This window comes from Leptolyngbya sp. NK1-12, assembly GCF_032598965.1.
Taxonomy (GTDB): Bacteria; Cyanobacteriota; Cyanobacteriia; order Elainellales; family Elainellaceae; genus Elainella.
In genome coordinates, this window is sequence record NZ_CP053586.1 from 3,284,694 (window position 1) to 3,302,440 (window position 17,747).

The following is a 17,747-nucleotide window of genomic DNA, read 5'->3' on the forward strand; positions in this document are numbered from 1 at the left end:
GTTTGGCGTGGAAGAGCACGAGCAGGGCTTCCATTACTCAGGCTAACTGTGGGTAATTTCACCCAACGCTGTTTCAATCACCGCATCACTCACACCATGTCGCTTCAAACTCGCGATCAATGCAGTTACAGTTTCGCTCTCGAACCGCTCTAAATCGGCTCGCAGTCCCTGACCAATATAGGCACGAATCAACGGTTGGTAGCCAGAAAAACCAAGTAAGGGTGCCAGCCGCTTCAAATCATCGACTACATCTTCGGGAATGCGAATGGTGATACTAGTCATGGGACGGTTTTTATCCAATCGTTTTTTGAGTGCTTCAACTTTCATACTCTGCTCGCTCCTGACGAGTTGCTTTTCGGGCTGAGATAATCCGAATCATGTCACCTTCATACTCGATATGAACGACGTAAAGTAAATTCCATCGAACATCCATGCCAATTACTGCATCGCGTGCTTCATGGTTACGGCTTGCATCCACAACAATCAAAAATGGGTCAAAAAACGCTTCAGCCGCTTGCTGAAATGTAATGCCATCATGTTTGCTAGGGTTACTCCGCGCTTTATCAGCGTCCCACACAAACGTAATGCCGTTTAGCACGAAATACATATCCATGCTTTGAAGTGTAGCCAGGTGTATTTACATTGTCAATACGCTTCAGAAGGTCGAATATTTTCACTGGTAGCAACAGCTTGATGGAGCGATCATGCTGGCGTGCAAATCTGGATTATTGACACGAAAGACCAGCTGATCCACCAAATCAACGAGTTCTACGTCCAGCAGATTGCGGCCGACCGCAGCCGCTTCACTCTGCTGATTCCCGCTCCCTGTGGGCGAGATAAGTACATGACGATGTTGATTCAATAAATTTACAGCCTTTTTCAGGCTAGTGAAGTATGAAAAACGGGGTGTAGGGGCAGTGCCCCTGAGTGGGGGCTTCGTCCTCACACCTCCATCCCTCACATGAGTGAAAAACGCTGTATTTGGAATTCGGAGTCAAAAACATAAGTCAGAATCCAAATTCAAGGAGTCAGAATAACACAGCGAACTGTTGCTGCGTTGAACCCATCTCAGACTTGGGTACTCTAAGCGTGACACTGGTATCTATTCATACGACTGCTGAAACTCGTCCCGCTTTTACCTCTTGCTGCTATGTTGATTCTCCAGCCTTCCACGCCATCTGTTCGGTTAAATCAATCTTGCCTGGTAGCAAATAGCACCCAGATACTGGCCTTTGTTGATGCTACCTTTATCAATCATCTGCCGTTAATTGGCAGTATTGATGCGGGCTTGGAAGTGGTGCTGCTGGATGCAAACCGTGATGGGATTGAGCAAGTCACTGAAGTTTTGTTGGGCCACAGCTCTGTGAGACGACTGCAAATCTTTACGGCTAGTGCGCCTGGAACTGTGCAAATTGGCTCAGCACGGCTCAACCTCTCTACAATAGAAGCCTACAGTCATCAATTTCAAACCTGGCAACGGATCTTGACACCGGATGCTAGCATTCTGCTCTGGGGCGAGGTGGTAATGGGTACGGCAGGAATGGCCTTGATGGGGCGATTGAGCCAATTGACGGGAGCAGTTGTTGCGGTTACGGGTCAGCCAAACCACGCTCCAGAATCCGATTGCTCTGGCTCAGATGATGCAGCTACCTGGAGCCAATGGATGGATCTACTCGACTAGGTTGTGAGGTTTATGGCTAGTTTGGGACTAGTCTATTCTGAGAGCAAGTTTGATAGTGAGTTGAGGCGCACCGAATGATTGGCGTAATTGGGACTGGCTTGATGGGTGCACCGATGGCGGAGCGGCTGCTGGCGAACCGGGTGGCTCTAGTCGCGTACAACCGCACACCGGAAAAACTGACATCTTTGCAGCAGTTGGGCGTAGAACTTGCAGCCTCGGTGCCAGATCTACTGCATCAGTGCAATGCGGTAATTTTGATGTTGAGCGATGCGGCAGCAATCCAGACCGTAATTTTGGCCGAAGACGTAACACCTAGTCTGGCCGGACGGACGCTGATCCAGATGGGGACGATTGGGCCAAGCGAAAGCCGTTGGATTGCCGAAGCAGTGCAAGCCAATGGTGGCGAGTATCTGGAGGCTCCGGTACTGGGCAGTATTCCAGAAGCCAAGGCCGGTACCCTGCAAGTCATGGTAGGAGCTACGCCGGCTCAGTTCCAGCAGTGGGCACCGCTGTTGTCTCATTTAGGAACACCAGTCCTGATTGGTGAAGTGGGCACTGCCGCTGCCCTCAAGCTGGCTTTGAATCAGTTAATTGCGGCCCTAACAACGGCCTTTGGCCTCAGTTTGGGGTTGGTACAGCGTCAGGGGGTGGAGGTGGAAACCTTTATGCAGATTCTGCGGCAGAGTGCGCTCTATGCTCCTACATTTGACAAAAAACTTCAGCGCATGGTCGAGCAAAACTACGCTAATCCCAATTTTCCCACCAAGCATTTGCTCAAAGACACCAACCTGTTTCTCACCGAAGCCAAAGCTGCTGGCCTTCAAGTTGACAGCCTCACCGGGGTGCGGCAAATTCTAGAAATGGCCTGTCAGCTTGGTTTAGCCGAGGCAGACTATTCGGCCCTATTTGCGGCTGTTAATCCAGCGAACCCATCATCTCTGGAGGAAACCAATGCAGAGTAAAACCGCCACGATTCAGATGGTGCTGCGACCGATAGCTTGGGCGTTAGCATACCCCCTTTTGCCAGATAGCGCTCGTAGGCAATAGTAGACCAAAAACCACCGCAGCGTTCATTCTGACTCTTGACTCCTGACTCCCGACTCCTGTCGGCTGACGCTCTGGGAAGCCCGACTCCTGACTCCTGCTTACTCCTCACTCCTCCACCCGCAGTTCCTCCACATTCCACAACCCCCAGCTCGGCAGGCCGTTGTACTTCACTCCGGTGACGCGATCGCGCACGGCCATCAGGGCTATTTCGTTGACCAGATGAATTACCGGCAACTGCTGCTGCACCACGATTTGGAACTGGTCGTAGAAAGGTTTGCGTTTCGCGGGATCAAACTCGCGTGCTCCGGCGTTGAACAAACGGTCGATTTCCTGTTCCCAGTCGGAAACGACCCAACCAGTGAGCGGCGGCTGGCCTGGTTGGGGACCGAGATTAAACAAATGCGAGCTACCGTTGCTCATCCACAGGTTAGCTCCGCCGTGGGGTTCGATGCCGCCGGTGAAACCGACCAGCACACAGTCCCAGTCGCGGGTGTCGCTGGTTTTGGTGATTAGCGTATTGAAGGTAATCGGGCTAAAGTTGACCCGGATGCCGATCTGAGCCAAGTCTTCCCGAATTTGGCTGCCCATCGCTTCGCGGATTTTGTTACCAGCGTTGGTAATCAGGGTGAATTCTACCGGGTTGCCCTCAGCATCGAGCAATTGATTGTTGGCGTTGTATTGAAATCCGGCAGATAGCAGGAGCTGCTTGGCTTTGGCTGGGTCATAGTCATACACGGGCAGGCCGGCTTCGGGTGCAAGAAAATAGGGACTTTGCACCGAGATGGGCGAGTTCTGCGTGGTGCTGATACCGCGATAGATATTGTTGATCAGGCGGGGACGATTAATCCCATAGGCAACCGCCTGTCGAAAGGCTACATGATTGAACCAGCGCGATTTAATTGGATTCACTAATGACTGTCCTCTAGCGTTCTTCGCCTGATTCAAGTTAAAGGCAATAAAGGTTGTTCCCGACCATTCACCGCCGGTATAAACCGTAAATCGGCCCCGCCTTTCCTCGCGTTTCAGCAGCTCAAAATATTCGGGCCGCAGTGGACGTACATCCCCCATGGCATCTAGATCACCGGAGCGAAAGGCTAAAAGCTGGGTATCGGTGGATTCGGCAATTTGCCAAACGATGCGATCTACATAGGGCAACGGCTGGCCCTGGGTATCTTTTTGCCAAAAGTAGGGATTGCGACGAAAAATTACACGCTCGCCCGGTCGATATTCAGCAATCTGGTAAGGACCATTGACGACGATTTCGTTTGGATCAGTGCCGGTGCCCCAAGTGGAGAGAAACAGGGGATTGCCGTTGGCATCCAAGGTTTGCACCGATTGCTCCAGCTTGTGCTTGGGCAGGATGACGATATCGGTGGGAGGGCCAGCGGTGGCGGCAAGAAAGGGCGCAAATGGTTCTGCCAGGGTGAACTGAATCCGGCGGTCGTCCAGCTTTTGCACGTCGGGTAATTGCCGTTCTGGACCAATCCGCAGCGCTTCTTGTGACTCAGCCGGAATTTTGGGATTAAAAATCACATCCCGATAGGTAAACACTACATCATCTGCGGTGAGCGGTGCTCCATCAGACCATTGCAGCCCTTCCCGCAGGGTAAACACCACCTGCCGCTGGTCCGGCGAGATCTCCCAGGATTCGGCCAAGTCGGGCTGGAGTTTGCCGGTAGTACCTTCTTCGCGCGTCAACCCTCGATAGCAAAACAGAAAAATACTAGGAAACTCCTGGTTCAGCGCATAGTTAAAGGTTTTGGGGTCTTGGATTGTGCTAAGCACAAGCTGGGTTCCTGTTGCCGCCCTAGTTCTGAGACCAGTACAGCCAGCGAGGCCAGCTGCCACCAAGCAAATTAACAGCAGCCCTAACAACCAGCGACGAACGGTAACGGTGATAGTCATCGGTCCAGCATAAAGGCGGAAATCCCTGCGTTCCAGCCATTGTCTCAGCATAAGGGAAGCTAGCTGATTCGGATCAGTGAATCGGAACACGAGCTGTGCTTTTTGAGTCCGGAACTGAACACAAACCGCTTGTAGAATTTGCCAGAATCGATTCAACATCTGAATAGGAGCATGGTGCTCAATCTCATGAAGCTAAAGCACTGGACAATCATCACTCTCGTCGTTGGTTTAGGACTCCTCACTGTCCGTCAGGGTCCGGCCACAATGAAGCGCCAGTTTCTAGTTAATCATTTGCTTAGCAGCAAGAATTGTACAGGCTGTGACCTCAAGGGAGCCGATCTAGCAGGGTTAGACCTGAGCGGCATCAATTTGACCGCTGCAAATCTGGCAGGAGCCAATCTACGCGGCGCGAAACTGAACAACACGATTCTCACCGACGCTAACCTAGCACAGGCGGATCTGCGAGATGCGGACCTGGGTTGTGCCACAGTCAACTTCAATCTAAAAGCCGATCAGGAAACGGCCAAGGTGAATTTGACGGTCGATCCCGCCAGTCAAGCAGCCATCACCCAGCGAGACCACATTCTGGATTTCAACTTCGACGCAGATGGACAGGGTGCGACCATGAGCTTTAACTTCGGCGGCTGTGCCAATCTAGAAGGAGCAAATCTTGCTGGAGCCACCCTGCCCGATGGAACAGCCTATGATAAGTAGAATCGCGGTCCCTAAAATCGCGACCATCCACTCAAAACAAAGCAAACTCAACTTACTCCTCTGCATTTTCATCGGCTTAATCCTATCGTCCTGTTGGCAGCCTACCAGCAATCAGAGCGGCAACCAGACACCCTTATCATCCTCCAGCCAACCCCCGACCGATGCCGCCGGTTTAGAGGAACCTGTTGTCGTGTTTAAGTCGGTGACTCAACTCACGGATGTTGCCTCCACCGATCAGGTTTATCAAGCTCTAGAAAATCTGATCGATCGCTATGGAATTGCCGTGGCCTATGGCGATACAACCTTTAAAGCAGACAAAGGGCTGACGCGATACGAATTAGCCATGACGTTGGGCAGCACGGCTGATCAATCCACAGCAATTGCCAACCTCGCCTTCGCGCCCTACGCCACACAGGAGCAACTTCTGATTATCAAAAGATTTTCAGAAGAGGTGGCTGCCGAAATAGCGGTCGTTACAAAGCAGCTAGATATTTTAGAAGCCGAGCGCGCAGCTCGAAGATTGTCTGGAAGCTTGTCTGATCCAACGATAAATACTTGTGCCGCAACTAGTGCATCCCATCTCATTACATCCCATCTCATTGCATCTAAGCCTAATCCGGCCTTGCCCAGAAGCCAGATTTTGAGCAGCAATGCTTCGATTCAATCCAATATTCAAATCGCATCAACCGATACTACCACACCGCCATCTCCCGCTGGTGTCAGTACCATAACCCAGATTCCAGATGTATTGCCAACGGATTGGGCCTATCAAGCAATTCAATCGCTAGTTGAGCGTTACGGTATTGGAGATGCTCTGGTGTATCCAGATGGAACATTCAAAGGTAATCAGGTTCTCAATCGCAGTAAATTCGCTGTTGCCTTGAGTGCAGCGCTGGAGAGAATCATTGAATTACAACAAACTCTCTCCGTTGATATTGCTACCAAATCAGAGGTTATTCTCCTGGCGGCCTCTTTGCAAGATATGGCTACAGAATTAGAAAACCTGAAGGTTCGCTTAAAAGACTTGAGACAGGAAACTTCGACCAGCAGCTTGCAAAAATTAGACGCAGCTCAAAACGCTCGGCATGGCGTTCTCAGGGCTTTCTATCGTTCTTGTAATCAATTTCCGCAATTAGCATTCTCTAAAGATGCAAATTTAGATTCAGCTCCTCGCTTGATTGCATTGAATCAAGTCAATTCCAACCCTGAAAGGCAATCGGAACTGTTGCTCGCCCAGGTTACGTCTACTAGCCAGATTATTGATGTTCCCAATAACCACTGGGCCTATGAAGCAATCAGAACAATGGTTGAAAAGTTTGGGGCATTAACAACTTATCCTGACCGTACCTTTCGAGGCAACAATCAGGTGAGTCGATATGAGTTTGCTGCGGTTCTCAATGCTACTCTTGATCAAGTGGTTGAATTAATTGGATCATCCAGTGCTGAACTTGCTAGCAAACAAGATTTGGAATCCCTGCAAGCCATATATACAGAAGCATCGGTGATGCTCAGCACTTTAGAGCAGCGGCTGATGGGATTTGAGAATGAGGACAGCAGTTCGCGGTTGTAGATTTTGGATTGACGAGTTGTAGATTTTGGATTAACGAATGGATGCGTTTTCGATCTAAGAAAGGTCAAAAAACCTGATTGCGTACTTCTCTCCGAAATGATGGTCGCGCTCAAATCCATCTCGGTAATGATGTCGACGGGGCAGCGGGCGGCTATTTGGGCTGTGATGCTCTACCGTGTTCAAAAAGCAATCTGGTAAATGATCGGGCGGTACTTCGGTTCAGGAATAGGCTTACCCTCTGCTTCTGCTGCCTCTAACCATGCTTTTTTGGCATTCAGGACTTCATGCAAGGCTGCTTCCTCTGTTTCACCCCAGGCCGAACAATATTTCAAGTCGGGAATATCAGCAATATAACCACCATCTTCTTCGCTATAGAAAATATTGATATGATAGGCTTTCATGATTCATCCTCCAACGTTAAGGCATATTGCTCAATCAAAGAGAGAAATTGACGAACTTGATAGGGAACTGCTTTCCCTTGCTTATTTTGCAGATTAACAATTTCTGGGATTTCAGGGTGAGTAAAAATATGGTGACTTCCATTGATTCGTGACAATGTGAATCCAAACGCTTTCTTGAGTGCAGCGGGCTTTATGCTCCCACTCCCAGGCTCGAATTGCCTGCTGAAGACGGTTCAGTCCAGCAGAGGTGAGAAGGTAAACGTGGCTCATATCTGCCCGAATAAAATCCCGGCTACTCACTGCGAAGCGCCGGGTTAATTCAGTTGTTCAGTTGTTTTGGCTCCAGTGGTTTTTAGAAATCCCCCACCAAGCCGGTGGAATAGTGGGGGAGGCTCGATTCACGTCGGAGCACTAGCCAACTCGTCAAACCAGGGAAAGCTACAGCCGCGTTAGCTATAGAGGTTTTGCTGATATGACTGGTCAAATCTGGAGTTGAGCGCATTCAGGGTTTCCTGACGCTCCTGGTCAAAGCGCTGATTCAGGGAGTTCAGGTTGTCCCGGTAGGACTGATCAAAGCGAGGGTTGAGGGCATTGAGCGTTTCTTGCCGCTCTTGGTCAAACCGTTGATTCAGGGAGTTTAAGGTCTCTTGCCGCTCCTGGTCAAAGCGAGGGTTGAGGGCATTCAGGGTTTCCTGACGCTCCTGATCAAACCGTTGATTCAAGGAGTTCAAGTTATCGCGGTAGGACTTGTCGAAGCGAGGATTCAAGGCATTGAGCGTTTCCTGCCGCTCTTGGTCAAACCGTTGATTCAGGGAGTTCAGGTTGTCGCGATAGGACTTGTCAAAGCGGTCATTCAGCTTATTGAGAATGTCCTGCCGTTCCTGGTTAAAGCGGTCATTTAGTTTGTTCATCGTCTGTTGGCGTTCTGCATCGAAGCGGTCAGACAGCGCCAGTGTAGGGGTTGCAGTTGCCGTCAGAGCTAGGACAGAGAGAGTAGCGAGTACGATGCGTTTCATGATAGTTGCTCCTTTGAGGTTGTGTGAATCAGTGAGTTCGTTTCCTTGCTTGATTACTAGAATGCGACCCCTGCCTGAATCTGCTCTGACAGCAACCTGAGTGCAGCTTAATCGTTTGCTGAGAAAACTGAGAGACTCACCTAGCATGGAGCTGTACGTAAGCCTGAAAGAGGTTTATCTATTTGCAGGAATCTTGCAGAATCTTGCAGGAATCTTGCAGGAATCCCCTTACAGCCCTTGACAAAGCTCCTGATCTAGTTTGCTGGAACTGCTGTTGACAAAATAATTTCTGCCCCAATCGCAGCTATCGGCTAAAAGTTGTTTCAAGCCAATTGCGCCTAACCCGATTGTTCCATCGTTACTGGCAGAGGCAACCATCTGACCATCTGGGCTAAAGGCAACGCTGTTTACAGCATCCTGATGCCAATTAAATGTATCGATCAATGTCCCATTAGAACGCCAGAGCCTGATGGTTTGATCGCGGCTAGCTGAAACAATGAACCGATTATCGGAGCTGAACCTAACGCTGCTGACGTAACTAGTATGTCTACCGCTAAAGCTTTGCAGGATTTGCCCGTCGAATCCCCAAGTTTCGATCGCTCCATTCAATAGCCCTACAATCAAGCGTTGACCATCGGAGCTGAAGCTGAAGCTGGTCACACTGGCATCGCGGTTTTCTGGTTCAAAGCGCAAAGGTGTGCCATCCCGATCCCATAATTGGACTTTACCCTTGATATCCAACGACGCTAAAAAGACACCATCAACGGTCTTAGGACTGAAGATTACACGGGTCATCTCTGCATCACCGTCGATTGTTCTAATTAGCGTACCATCCAGTTTCCATAGTTTGATCGTTCTATCTCGGCTAGCAGATGCAATCATCTGACCGTCTGGACTAAAACTGGCGTAATTAATCCGATCACTGTGTTGTTCCTCACTATCTGCTCCAAGTTTCGCCAGCAGTGTACCGTCCTGTTGCCAAAGGCTCAATTGCCAGGTAAACGGTCCAAACTCCCATCCGGTAGAAACTAGCATTTGCCCATCTGGGCTGAAGCCGATCTGGGTAATGTGCGTTGAGGTGTCCAGCCAAGTCTTAAGAAATTCTCCATCTCGTTGCCATAAACTGGTTGTGCCATCTCCATTTACAGACGCCAACCATTGTGAATTTGGCACAAAATCCACTTGGGTAACAATGCTTCTCCGCTGTTTCAAATAGGCAGGCAGCCGATTATTACCGAGTTGCCAGATTCTGACTGTTTTGTCGTTGCTGCCAGAAACTAGAGTTTGATCATCCTTGGGATTAAACCTGAGGCTAGTAATTGCTTCCGTATGGCCTTCTAGGGTTTGGATGAATTCCCCATCGAGTTGCCAAAGTTTGATAGTATTATCAGCCCCACCAGAAGCAATCGATTCACCATCTGGACTAAAGCTGAGGCTGGTTACAGCACCATTGTGCCCCTGGATAGTTTTGAACGAATTGTCCTGGGGCTTTGTCTCTTGAGTCTCTGTAGATTGATCGGCCTCAGTAGATGCCGGAGTGGATGCTTTAGTAGGTACTTGAGTAGATACCGGAGTAGATATTGGAGTAGAAACTTGGCGATTCGCTAATGATGCTGACTCAAGGTCTTGCTGACGATCTGAGCTATTCGCATCTATATTCGCATCTATATTCGCATCTATTTGCCACAGCTTGATCGTTCCATCCTGGCTGGCAGACGCTAGCAATCGACCATTGGGGCTAAAGTCAATCTGAGTTACTCTGTCTTGATGGCCGTTGAGGATAGCGATTGGTCTACCGTCAAGTTGCCATAGTTTGATTGTGTTATCCTCACTCGCAACGGCAAGCATTCTGCCATCTGGACTAAAGCGGACACTAGTGACTGCACCGCCTTGATTGGGGAAGTTGCGCAGCAGTTGACGATTGCTGATTTGCCACAGCTTAACCGAATCATCCGCGCTTCCGGTTACGAGCAGTTGGCCGTCTGGACTAAAGCTAACGCTTGTCACGGCTGCCCCATGTCCTGGCAAGAGCTTAAATGTGCCATCTACTTTAGCCAGAATCACCATATTTTCAGTTGTTCCAGCCGCAATCGTCTGCCCGTCTGGGCTGAAGCTAACGCTATTGATCTCAAACCTTTCTGGTGGAATGGATTGCAGCAGCTTGCCATCCGGCTGCCAGAGCTTGATCATGCTGTTTTGACTGGATACGACCAACTGCTCACCGTCTGGACTCCAAGCAAGGCTCGTAACCTGTCCAGGATGGCTGAGACGATTGCGCTCCTTGATGCCATAGCTGGCTTTGATCAGCCGAACGGCTACATCTTGATGGATATCCTTTGGAACAACCGTAGCCCAAAATGGATTCTGGAGTTGTTTAGCAGCTCGTACACTCTCTTTCAAGGCATCCAGCCGATTATTAGCATCGAACAGTTCCCTCGATGAAGCAATCAGCACCTTCAGCAATTGATTTTGGGCATTGATCCCTAAGACCAGTGCAATTATTCCGGCAATTCCTACAACTCCCACAAATGTAGTCACCGCACTGAACAACCGCAGCCGATTATTGCGATTGCGGCGAATACTGCGTTCGATGAATTCAGTTTCTGGCAAATTCAACCAGGAGTGGTCTGATTGATAGATCTGTTGCAGTAAAGGTAAACGCGGATCATCATCCCACAGTAGACCCAGAGATTGTTTACTGTTCTGTTCTGCATGCCATTTATTGACGGTTGGCGTCAGTTCTCGCTGTAATAATAAATTAGCTAAATCTTGCTGTTTCCAATCCAACAGTCGCTGCCACCCCTGCACCAATGCATCATGGGCTGGCTCTACATAAGTCTGCTCCTCTACATCTGTGCCGCTCACCAGCAATCGAGCCGCCGCAAACCGCTGCACGACCTGTTTGACTCTTGTATTTTCCGGCTCTGGGTACTCCAACTCCGATAACAGCACCCGTCGGCGTGCCAGTTCACCGCCCACCGCCACCATCCGCAGCATCACTAGCCGCACCGTTTGGGCATAGGCCGGATCTTGCTGCATCAAGGCTTCATATTCCTGATCGGCCCGCTGTGTTAATGATCGCGTCACCCCGCCTAGTTCGTCGTAATCGGTTTGCGTAATCGCTCGCTCCACCAGTTCACCGCTGATCTGCGCTGCTAAATAGCGTTGGACCAGCTTCAAATAAAGCTCACTCAACGTAAAGGACAGTAACGGCAAGGCCCCTGGCATTTGCGCCACCTCATCGATCAGCTGATCCACCAACGAATGCGGCTGGAAATACACCACCTTGGCAGATGCTGGCTCCTCAATCGCTTCTCGCAACTCCTCCCGCGTCATGGCAGGCACTATAAATCGAGCTTCCGGCCAAAAAGTCTCTAAGGCCGTGTCCCGGAACTGGGGTTCAAAGTCGGAGCGCAAGGTCAGAACTAGATGAAACTGCCTGGAGCCAGTTTGCAAAACTTCTGCGAGCAGAGCCAAAAACTGGTCGCGTTCTTGTTCGCTTCGGCTTTGTGTAATGACTTGTTCACTTCGACGTAGCGTAATTAACTCCTCAAACTGATCGATCACCAGCAGCAGATTGACATCAGGATGAAGCGAACTCCAGTCGGTAATCGCCTGACTGACTGTTTTTGCATCGAATGCAATCTCTTTTAACAGCTCTGCTAACGGTGATTCTGGACGTTTTAGGGCTGCACTCAATGCTGTTAACGGTGTTTCTCCTGGGCGAATCGCTGCCAACGTTTTCCACGATTGTGCAGGAGCGGACGGTTTTTGATCGTTTAAGCGGCGATGCTGATGATGCCCTGATTGCTCCAGATAAGGCATCAAACCCGCCTTCACCAGGCTGGACTTGCCTGTCCCCGATGCCCCTAGCACCACCGTCAAAGAATGGCTGGCAACCCTCTCAGCAAGTTTTTCGGTCAATGCCGTTCGGCCAAAAAACAGTTCGCTATGCTCTTGATCATAGGATTTCAAGCCGCGGTAGGGATTGTTTTTCTCCTGCGCGTCTAGCTCTGGTGCATTTGGTAGATTCAGGACATGCCCTGGAGTCAGAAAAATATACTCGCCTTTATCATGCTTCTTTAAGCACCACAGTCCCGGCGTTTGTCGCATCCGTTGGGCATCGGTTGCCACCTCAACTGCGTCGCGTAGATACAAATAGAGTTCTGTAGCCGTAATCACGCCATCCCCCGCCGGTCGTCCATCTTTGGCCGCAGGATAGGCATCGGCTTCACCTCTCAGCGCCTTGATCAAGGCGGCAGCAAATGGAGAATGCTGAGCAGTAGAATCCCCCCCTCGATCATCCTTTAGTTCCAAATTATCCAGAGCATACTGGTCATAGGAGGCGGAGGTAATCACCTGCCAAGCGGCATCCTGAATAAAGCGGTCATAGCGCTCTTTATGAATCACTTGCGTAATTGGCATCAACTGACGAGTGCTCGACCAACGAAATGCCCCCGCAAAGCAGCAATCGAGAATCACCAAACAATGCCGACAGGGTAACTGAGCCAACCAGGCTTCTACCTGCGGCATCGGCAAGTAGGTGCTGACATCGCCCAGTGTGGCACCTTGGGGAATCAAATAGCCCTGTGGGCCATCATCGCCATTTAGCGCAATTCCATGGCCAGCAAAGTAGAACAGCAAGCGGTCATCTTCCTGCACAACGGCGGGCAACGTCACTGTCAGCAGGTTCTCTAGATTCGTTCGGGTTGCGGCTGGAAGACCCGTCTGGGGAGCGGCGGGGTCAACCAATTGCCAGATCGGCTCATACTGGTGCGCCTCTCTCAAAACTTGAGCAAGGGCATTCGCATCATTTGCAGCTGTGCTGAGTGCAGTAATTCCATTGGTGTAATGATCAATACCGACGATTACCGCAAGACTGCGATTGAACTTTGCCATAGAAATCACGCTTCAGGAAACTGACGCTACTGACATGAGCTGATATAAGTGAGCTGATATAAGTGAGCTGATACAAATGCATCAACCCGTATTTCGCCGAACTTAACCTATGTTCCGCTCAAGTGTCAAAAAGCTCAGTTGCAGCCTCTAGAATCTGTTCACGGCAAAATCCCTACCAGGAAGAGGTAGCGCAGACTTACCTACTAGTGGGAGTCCCGCACTACGGCTTGCCCAAATAGCTTGGCCTACCTGTGATATCCTCAATCATGCTCACGAGGCGCAACATCATCGGAATTGTTGCCGCGATTATCTATCTAGTTATCACTTGAATCATTCTGTAATTCAACAGCACCTTTTATCGTTTTAGTTTGAAGAACAAGTATTATTCATCAGGCGATGAATCTGACACAAACTTAAAGAGCAAGCACAGCAAAAACTGACTGTCCTGAGCCAGCCAGAAGCTTCAGTGCAATCAGTTTCTGTTAATCCAATCTTTGACTTGAGGAAAACTAGAGTTACCCTGGGGGGCTGTCAATACTAGGCGGATGACGATCGGCAAGGTTCTCCATATTTTCAATCACATTGACTGAATCGGTGAGAGCGCTAGCATCCTCGGTTTTGCGATCATCAATCGTGTCAGTTTCCGTGCCTCGTTTAGCTAGATTTTGCCAAGTGGCTTCTTTACTCTCCTCAGATTGCAATTCGTTCGGTTGAGGAGTGCGAAATAGAGGTTCAGAAGGATTGGGCTGATTTGAGGTCATGTACTTCTATACCAATGCAATTCTATGCCAATGCAACTGGGGTAGCCAAATTGTTCTAGTTGGCATCCCTAGCTACTAGTTTCCAGCCTCTACCCAAAAAGCTTCATCCTCCTAGCGAAGCATAAGTGTTATACCATGTTCAATCTATTCATCATGGAATCAAAAGCAAATCCGGAATTTTTAGCGGAGTTTACAGTTCCTCGCTGATTTGGTGTAACTTCTGTAAAGTCCGAGTTATCCACTGGCTTGATCAACACAGAATAACAGAGAATCACAGTAGATCCACTGAAGCGGACAAAAAGATGACTGTTGACACCTTAGACTTGGCTAGACAGGGCGATCCTGTTGCGATTGCTGCACTGCTCAATCATTCGCTTGGGAATAAGGGGGTCACTACCAGAGCTACAGGCTATCATAAACGCTTAATTATCTTTGTTGAATACCAAGCTAGTTCAAAGCGAGATGCCTTGGTTACTTTTCTCAAGAATAGCCTGATCAAGCTTCAACCTAGGAATATTTCGCAGGTTACTATTCGTGGTTCTGCGGTTGGTCACACCATCGATGCATGGCGCGAATCGTTTGAACTGGACGCAAACGAACCCGTTGGTAGCAATTGTGCTGCTGATAATGGCATTGCTGAATTTAGCTTGGCGACTGCCTTGCAACATTCCAATCAACAGAAAGCGCTGGCCCAAACGGCAACTAACCCAAACGAAATGCTGGCATTTGGCATCATCACATTCCTGTTGATTGTCAACCTCGGTTTCTTTTTCCATTCCTCCTGGACTGGACTGGTTGCTGCCCCCTCCAGAATCGATAGGCCCTGCAATTTGAAGTAATGGAGACCTCCCCATACAGCTAAACCGTGCCCATATAGAAGTTAAACGCCATTCCGACTCCTGACTCCTGGCTGCTTAGCAACCAATGCCAACATAATTCGGCTGAGATTGGACACGAGTCAGCCAAGCTTGAATCGCCGGAAACTGGCTTAAATCAAAGCCGCCTTCATCAGCCACATGGGTGTAGGCATAGAGGGCAATGTCGGCAATCGTGTAGCGGTCTCCGACGAGAAACGGATGGTCTTGCAGCCGTTGTTCCATCACGCCTAGGGCAGCATAGCCGGGAGCGCGCTTCTGTTCAATCACCGCTTGGTGCTGTTCAGGGTCTGTGGCATAGTGCAACAAAAACCGAGAGGTTGCGATGTAGGGTTCGTGGCTGTACTGTTCAAAAAACAACCACTGCATCACATAGGCCCGCTCTAGTTTGGGTTCCGGCTGGTAGGGGGTGCCTTCGCTGAGGTAAATCAAAATCGCGTTGGATTCGGATAAATACACATTGGGTTCAAGCTCTAGCACGGGAATTCGTCCGTTGGGGTTGATGGCTAAAAACTCTGGCGTGCGGGTTTCACGCTTCAGAATGTCTTTCTCGATGTACTCGAACGGAATGCCGAGTTGGGTCAGCAGCAGTCTGACTTTGTAGCCATTGCCAGAGGGGCGGAAGTCGTAGAGCTTGTACATGGGTGGATGGGTGAGTGGTAAATGACAGGTGAGTATGGGTATCTTGCTTGCGTCGGTGGGCGGTTTGTAGGCACCATCATTTGCAGCATAAGTAGGTAGGCTAAATTAATCTTCGCTCCACAATGCCGGGTCTCGACTCCGCTCAACCCTCTGCTCCCCGAAAAGTTGCGCATTGAGCGGAGTCGAAATGCGTCTTCTCAATCATTGCGCCCACCTACTTAATTGAGGTGCTCTACTTGTCTCAAACTCTCAAGCTATTAACGCTGTTCACCTATTTCTTTTTCTTGCCGCCCTTCTTTTTATCGTCAGGTTTTCTGTTGTCAGTCTTTTTAGCAGGTTGATCCTCAGATACATCCAAAGCACCATTCACCAGACCGTTGAGTCCATAGACCTGGCGACTGCCTACAAACGGCACTAGTGTCACTTCTCGCTCATCCCCAGGTTCAAATCGCACGGCTGTGCCAGCCGGAATATCAAGCCGCATGCCTCGCGCTTGCTGGCGGTCAAACGATAGCGCTTTGTTCACCTCATAAAAGTGAAAATGGGAGCCGACCTGAATCGGGCGATCGCCGGTATTAGCTACAGTCAGGGTGACAGTGGGGCGACCTGCATTTAGCTCAATTTCGCCGGCTTCAATCAGCATTTCTCCTGGGATCATGGGGATGCTCCTCTAGTGGGGATTTATGGCGTGAATGTTTTCTAGAATAAGAGAAATTAGCAGCCGGAATTGCTTTCTGCCTACTTTTTATCTAAAGTTTTGCTGCGAAGGCCGCATCGAGTTTGGCTTGAACCACAATTGCAGCATCACCACCAGTGGGATCAGGTACAGATAAAACGCAAAGGGAATGAACCGCCAGTCGGTCATCAGCACGGTGGCCGGGACCAAACCAGCGATATTCCACGGCACTAGCGGAGCCAACACCACGACTGTATTCTCTAAATCAAGCGCGAGTTCGGTTGGGTCTTTGGAACTGGTTGCGTACTGCTGCCGCACCAAATGTTCGGTTAGAAGAATGCCAATCGCTTGTGTGCAGCCAAAGGCCGAGGCTGCAATTCCCACCAGCACAGTATTGAGGAAGATAGCAAGCCGAGACTGAGCAGATTTCAGCAGTTGTTCAATACCCTGTAACGCATTTGTTCCTGCTAATAATCCCGAAATGGCGGTAGAAATCAGGACAATGCTACATACTTTAGCCATTGATACAATGCCACCGCCGATTAAAATGGCCTGAATGGGAGTGTCGGCGTCGAGGCGAAAGCCCAGCAGCGCAAAGCGCAACACCTGCCAGAAAGAGTAGTGTTGATGGAACACCGCAAGGGTGATAGCAACGCCAGTGCTGATCAGCATCGAACGCTTTACTTCTACGCGGCATAGCGCCAACACTAGAATCATCAGCGCTGGTAACAGTACAAGGCCATTCAAATCAAAAAATTGCTTCAGTTCCGTAGTGAGCGAGCGGTTGCTGGTGGCAACCGGGTACAGCCAAGACAAACCGGCGTACAGCAGACAGGCAAGGCCAAAGGGCAGCAGTCCGGTTTTGACCATGTTTTTCAAATTGGCATAAAGGTCGGTGCCTGTAATGGCCGCCACCAAATGAGCGCTCGACGACATCGGAGAACAGCGATCGCCTACATAGGCTCCAGCAATCACCGCTCCAGCCACTAGGTGGGGATTCGCTTCACCGCCCTTGGCCATAATCATCAGCGCCAAACCGATAGTGCTTGCCGCACCAAAGGATGTGCCAATCAAAACCGAAACCAAACTCGTCAACAAAAAAGAGGCCAGAATAAACCAATGGGGATTGATCAGTTGAATACCATAGTAAACAATCGCAGGAACTGTTCCTGCCGCCATCCATGTGGAAGTCACAGCCCCAATCAGCAGCAAGATCGAGAATACCGGCCATGCTTTACGACTGCCCTGAATTGCCATTTGTCCCAGCGCTGCTATGGAAAATCCCTTGCGCATTAGTACGAGGCTCAGAATAATCAGCGTACAAAACAGTGGATAGACAATAAAGACACCATTGACAACGCTAACAATCAGGAGAACAAACGAAGTCAGTAAAGCAAATAAGAGATCCATGATGGGGGATTTATGGGGGTGAGGAGTCAGGCTTGGAGTATGGACAATAGCGCAGAAAGATGGCTAGGTAATTTATTACACAAATGTCGTTCAATCTATACTTAGAATCATGTGGACTGCTATCCGTCTACAGTCAGTGATATAAAGAAA

The 17,747-nt window shown here is 49.7% G+C and carries 17 protein-coding genes and 1 pseudogene; 7 read left to right on the forward strand and 11 right to left on the reverse strand.

Features of this window, described 5'->3' with window-relative positions; all coding sequences use genetic code 11:
* Positions 1–42: 42 nt before the first annotated feature.
* Together HJG54_RS13815 and HJG54_RS13820 are read right to left on the reverse strand one after the other, a co-directional pair.
* Positions 43–282 carry a hypothetical protein gene (locus HJG54_RS13815; protein WP_316435581.1) on the reverse strand — a complete coding sequence of 80 codons (240 nt, stop codon included), beginning with the start codon at positions 280–282 and terminating at the stop codon, positions 43–45.
* A 34-nt stretch (positions 283–316) separates the two neighbouring features.
* Positions 317–607 (reverse strand): BrnT family toxin, encoded by a 291-nt coding sequence (locus tag HJG54_RS13820; protein WP_316435582.1) that lies wholly within the window; start codon positions 605–607, stop codon positions 317–319.
* Positions 608–712: 105 nt separating this feature from the next.
* On the opposite strand from HJG54_RS13820, the gene HJG54_RS13825 reads away from it, so the two are divergent.
* From HJG54_RS13825 to HJG54_RS13835, 3 genes are all read left to right on the forward strand, one after another.
* Complete coding sequence (locus HJG54_RS13825; RefSeq protein ID WP_316435583.1) at positions 713–865, forward strand: hypothetical protein; 153 nt, start codon at positions 713–715, stop codon at positions 863–865.
* 285 nt (positions 866–1,150) lie between these two features.
* On the forward strand, positions 1,151–1,681 hold the full coding sequence (locus HJG54_RS13830) for a DUF4347 domain-containing protein (RefSeq protein ID WP_316435584.1): 531 nt from the start codon (positions 1,151–1,153) through the stop codon (positions 1,679–1,681).
* Positions 1,682–1,755: 74 nt separating this feature from the next.
* Positions 1,756–2,643 carry an NAD(P)-dependent oxidoreductase gene (locus tag HJG54_RS13835; RefSeq protein ID WP_316435585.1) on the forward strand — a complete coding sequence of 296 codons (888 nt, stop codon included), beginning with the start codon at positions 1,756–1,758 and terminating at the stop codon, positions 2,641–2,643.
* Positions 2,644–2,833: 190 nt separating this feature from the next.
* Here the strand turns inward: HJG54_RS13835 and HJG54_RS13840 are convergent, their stop codons facing one another.
* Complete coding sequence (locus tag HJG54_RS13840) at positions 2,834–4,633, reverse strand: ABC transporter substrate-binding protein (protein ID WP_316435586.1); 1,800 nt, start codon at positions 4,631–4,633, stop codon at positions 2,834–2,836.
* A gap of 171 nt (positions 4,634–4,804) precedes the next feature.
* On the opposite strand from HJG54_RS13840, the gene HJG54_RS13845 reads away from it, so the two are divergent.
* The 3 genes and pseudogenes from HJG54_RS13845 to HJG54_RS13850 all read left to right on the forward strand — a co-directional run bounded on the left by HJG54_RS13845 (position 4,805) and on the right by HJG54_RS13850 (position 6,917).
* Positions 4,805–5,347, forward strand: a complete 543-nt coding sequence (locus HJG54_RS13845) for a pentapeptide repeat-containing protein (protein WP_316435587.1) — start codon at positions 4,805–4,807, stop codon at positions 5,345–5,347.
* Positions 5,337–5,678, forward strand: a pseudogene (locus tag HJG54_RS35475) (hypothetical protein); the annotation flags it as partial. The gene HJG54_RS13845 and the pseudogene HJG54_RS35475, both read left to right, overlap by 11 nt.
* An 18-nt stretch (positions 5,679–5,696) precedes the next feature.
* Positions 5,697–6,917 carry an iron uptake porin gene (locus HJG54_RS13850; protein WP_316435589.1) on the forward strand — a complete coding sequence of 407 codons (1,221 nt, stop codon included), beginning with the start codon at positions 5,697–5,699 and terminating at the stop codon, positions 6,915–6,917.
* Between the two features lie 179 nt (positions 6,918–7,096).
* Here the strand turns inward: HJG54_RS13850 and HJG54_RS13855 are convergent, their stop codons facing one another.
* The 5 genes from HJG54_RS13855 to HJG54_RS13875 form a co-directional block, all read right to left on the reverse strand.
* On the reverse strand, positions 7,097–7,318 hold the full coding sequence (locus HJG54_RS13855) for a type II toxin-antitoxin system HicB family antitoxin (RefSeq protein WP_316435590.1): 222 nt from the start codon (positions 7,316–7,318) through the stop codon (positions 7,097–7,099).
* A complete protein-coding gene (locus HJG54_RS13860) occupies positions 7,315–7,512 on the reverse strand; it encodes a type II toxin-antitoxin system HicA family toxin (RefSeq protein ID WP_316435638.1) in 198 nt (65 codons plus the stop codon). Before HJG54_RS13860 ends, HJG54_RS13855 begins: the two co-directional genes overlap by 4 nt.
* A gap of 255 nt (positions 7,513–7,767) precedes the next feature.
* The gene (locus tag HJG54_RS13865; protein WP_316435591.1) at positions 7,768–8,334 is read right to left on the reverse strand and encodes a hypothetical protein; all 567 of its coding nucleotides are present in this window, start codon (positions 8,332–8,334) and stop codon (positions 7,768–7,770) included.
* A gap of 228 nt (positions 8,335–8,562) precedes the next feature.
* On the reverse strand, positions 8,563–13,233 hold the full coding sequence (locus tag HJG54_RS13870; RefSeq protein WP_316435592.1) for an eIF2A-related protein: 4,671 nt from the start codon (positions 13,231–13,233) through the stop codon (positions 8,563–8,565).
* A 515-nt stretch (positions 13,234–13,748) separates the two neighbouring features.
* Positions 13,749–13,994 carry a hypothetical protein gene (locus HJG54_RS13875; protein WP_316435593.1) on the reverse strand — a complete coding sequence of 82 codons (246 nt, stop codon included), beginning with the start codon at positions 13,992–13,994 and terminating at the stop codon, positions 13,749–13,751.
* Between the two features lie 302 nt (positions 13,995–14,296).
* Between HJG54_RS13875 and HJG54_RS13880 the strand changes: the two genes are divergently transcribed.
* Complete coding sequence (locus tag HJG54_RS13880) at positions 14,297–14,833, forward strand: hypothetical protein (protein WP_316435594.1); 537 nt, start codon at positions 14,297–14,299, stop codon at positions 14,831–14,833.
* Positions 14,834–14,908: 75 nt separating this feature from the next.
* Here HJG54_RS13880 and HJG54_RS13885 read toward each other — a convergent pair whose 3' ends face one another.
* The 3 genes from HJG54_RS13885 to HJG54_RS13895 form a co-directional block, all read right to left on the reverse strand.
* Positions 14,909–15,511, reverse strand: coding sequence for a glutathione S-transferase family protein (locus tag HJG54_RS13885; protein ID WP_316429324.1), 603 nt, complete (start codon positions 15,509–15,511; stop codon positions 14,909–14,911).
* 271 nt (positions 15,512–15,782) lie between these two features.
* Positions 15,783–16,169 carry an urease subunit beta gene (locus HJG54_RS13890; protein WP_316429325.1) on the reverse strand — a complete coding sequence of 129 codons (387 nt, stop codon included), beginning with the start codon at positions 16,167–16,169 and terminating at the stop codon, positions 15,783–15,785.
* A gap of 87 nt (positions 16,170–16,256) precedes the next feature.
* Positions 16,257–17,597: a Na+/H+ antiporter NhaC family protein gene (locus tag HJG54_RS13895; protein ID WP_316429326.1), complete on the reverse strand. Its 1,341-nt coding sequence runs from the start codon at positions 17,595–17,597 to the stop codon at positions 16,257–16,259.
* Positions 17,598–17,747 lie beyond the last annotated feature (150 nt).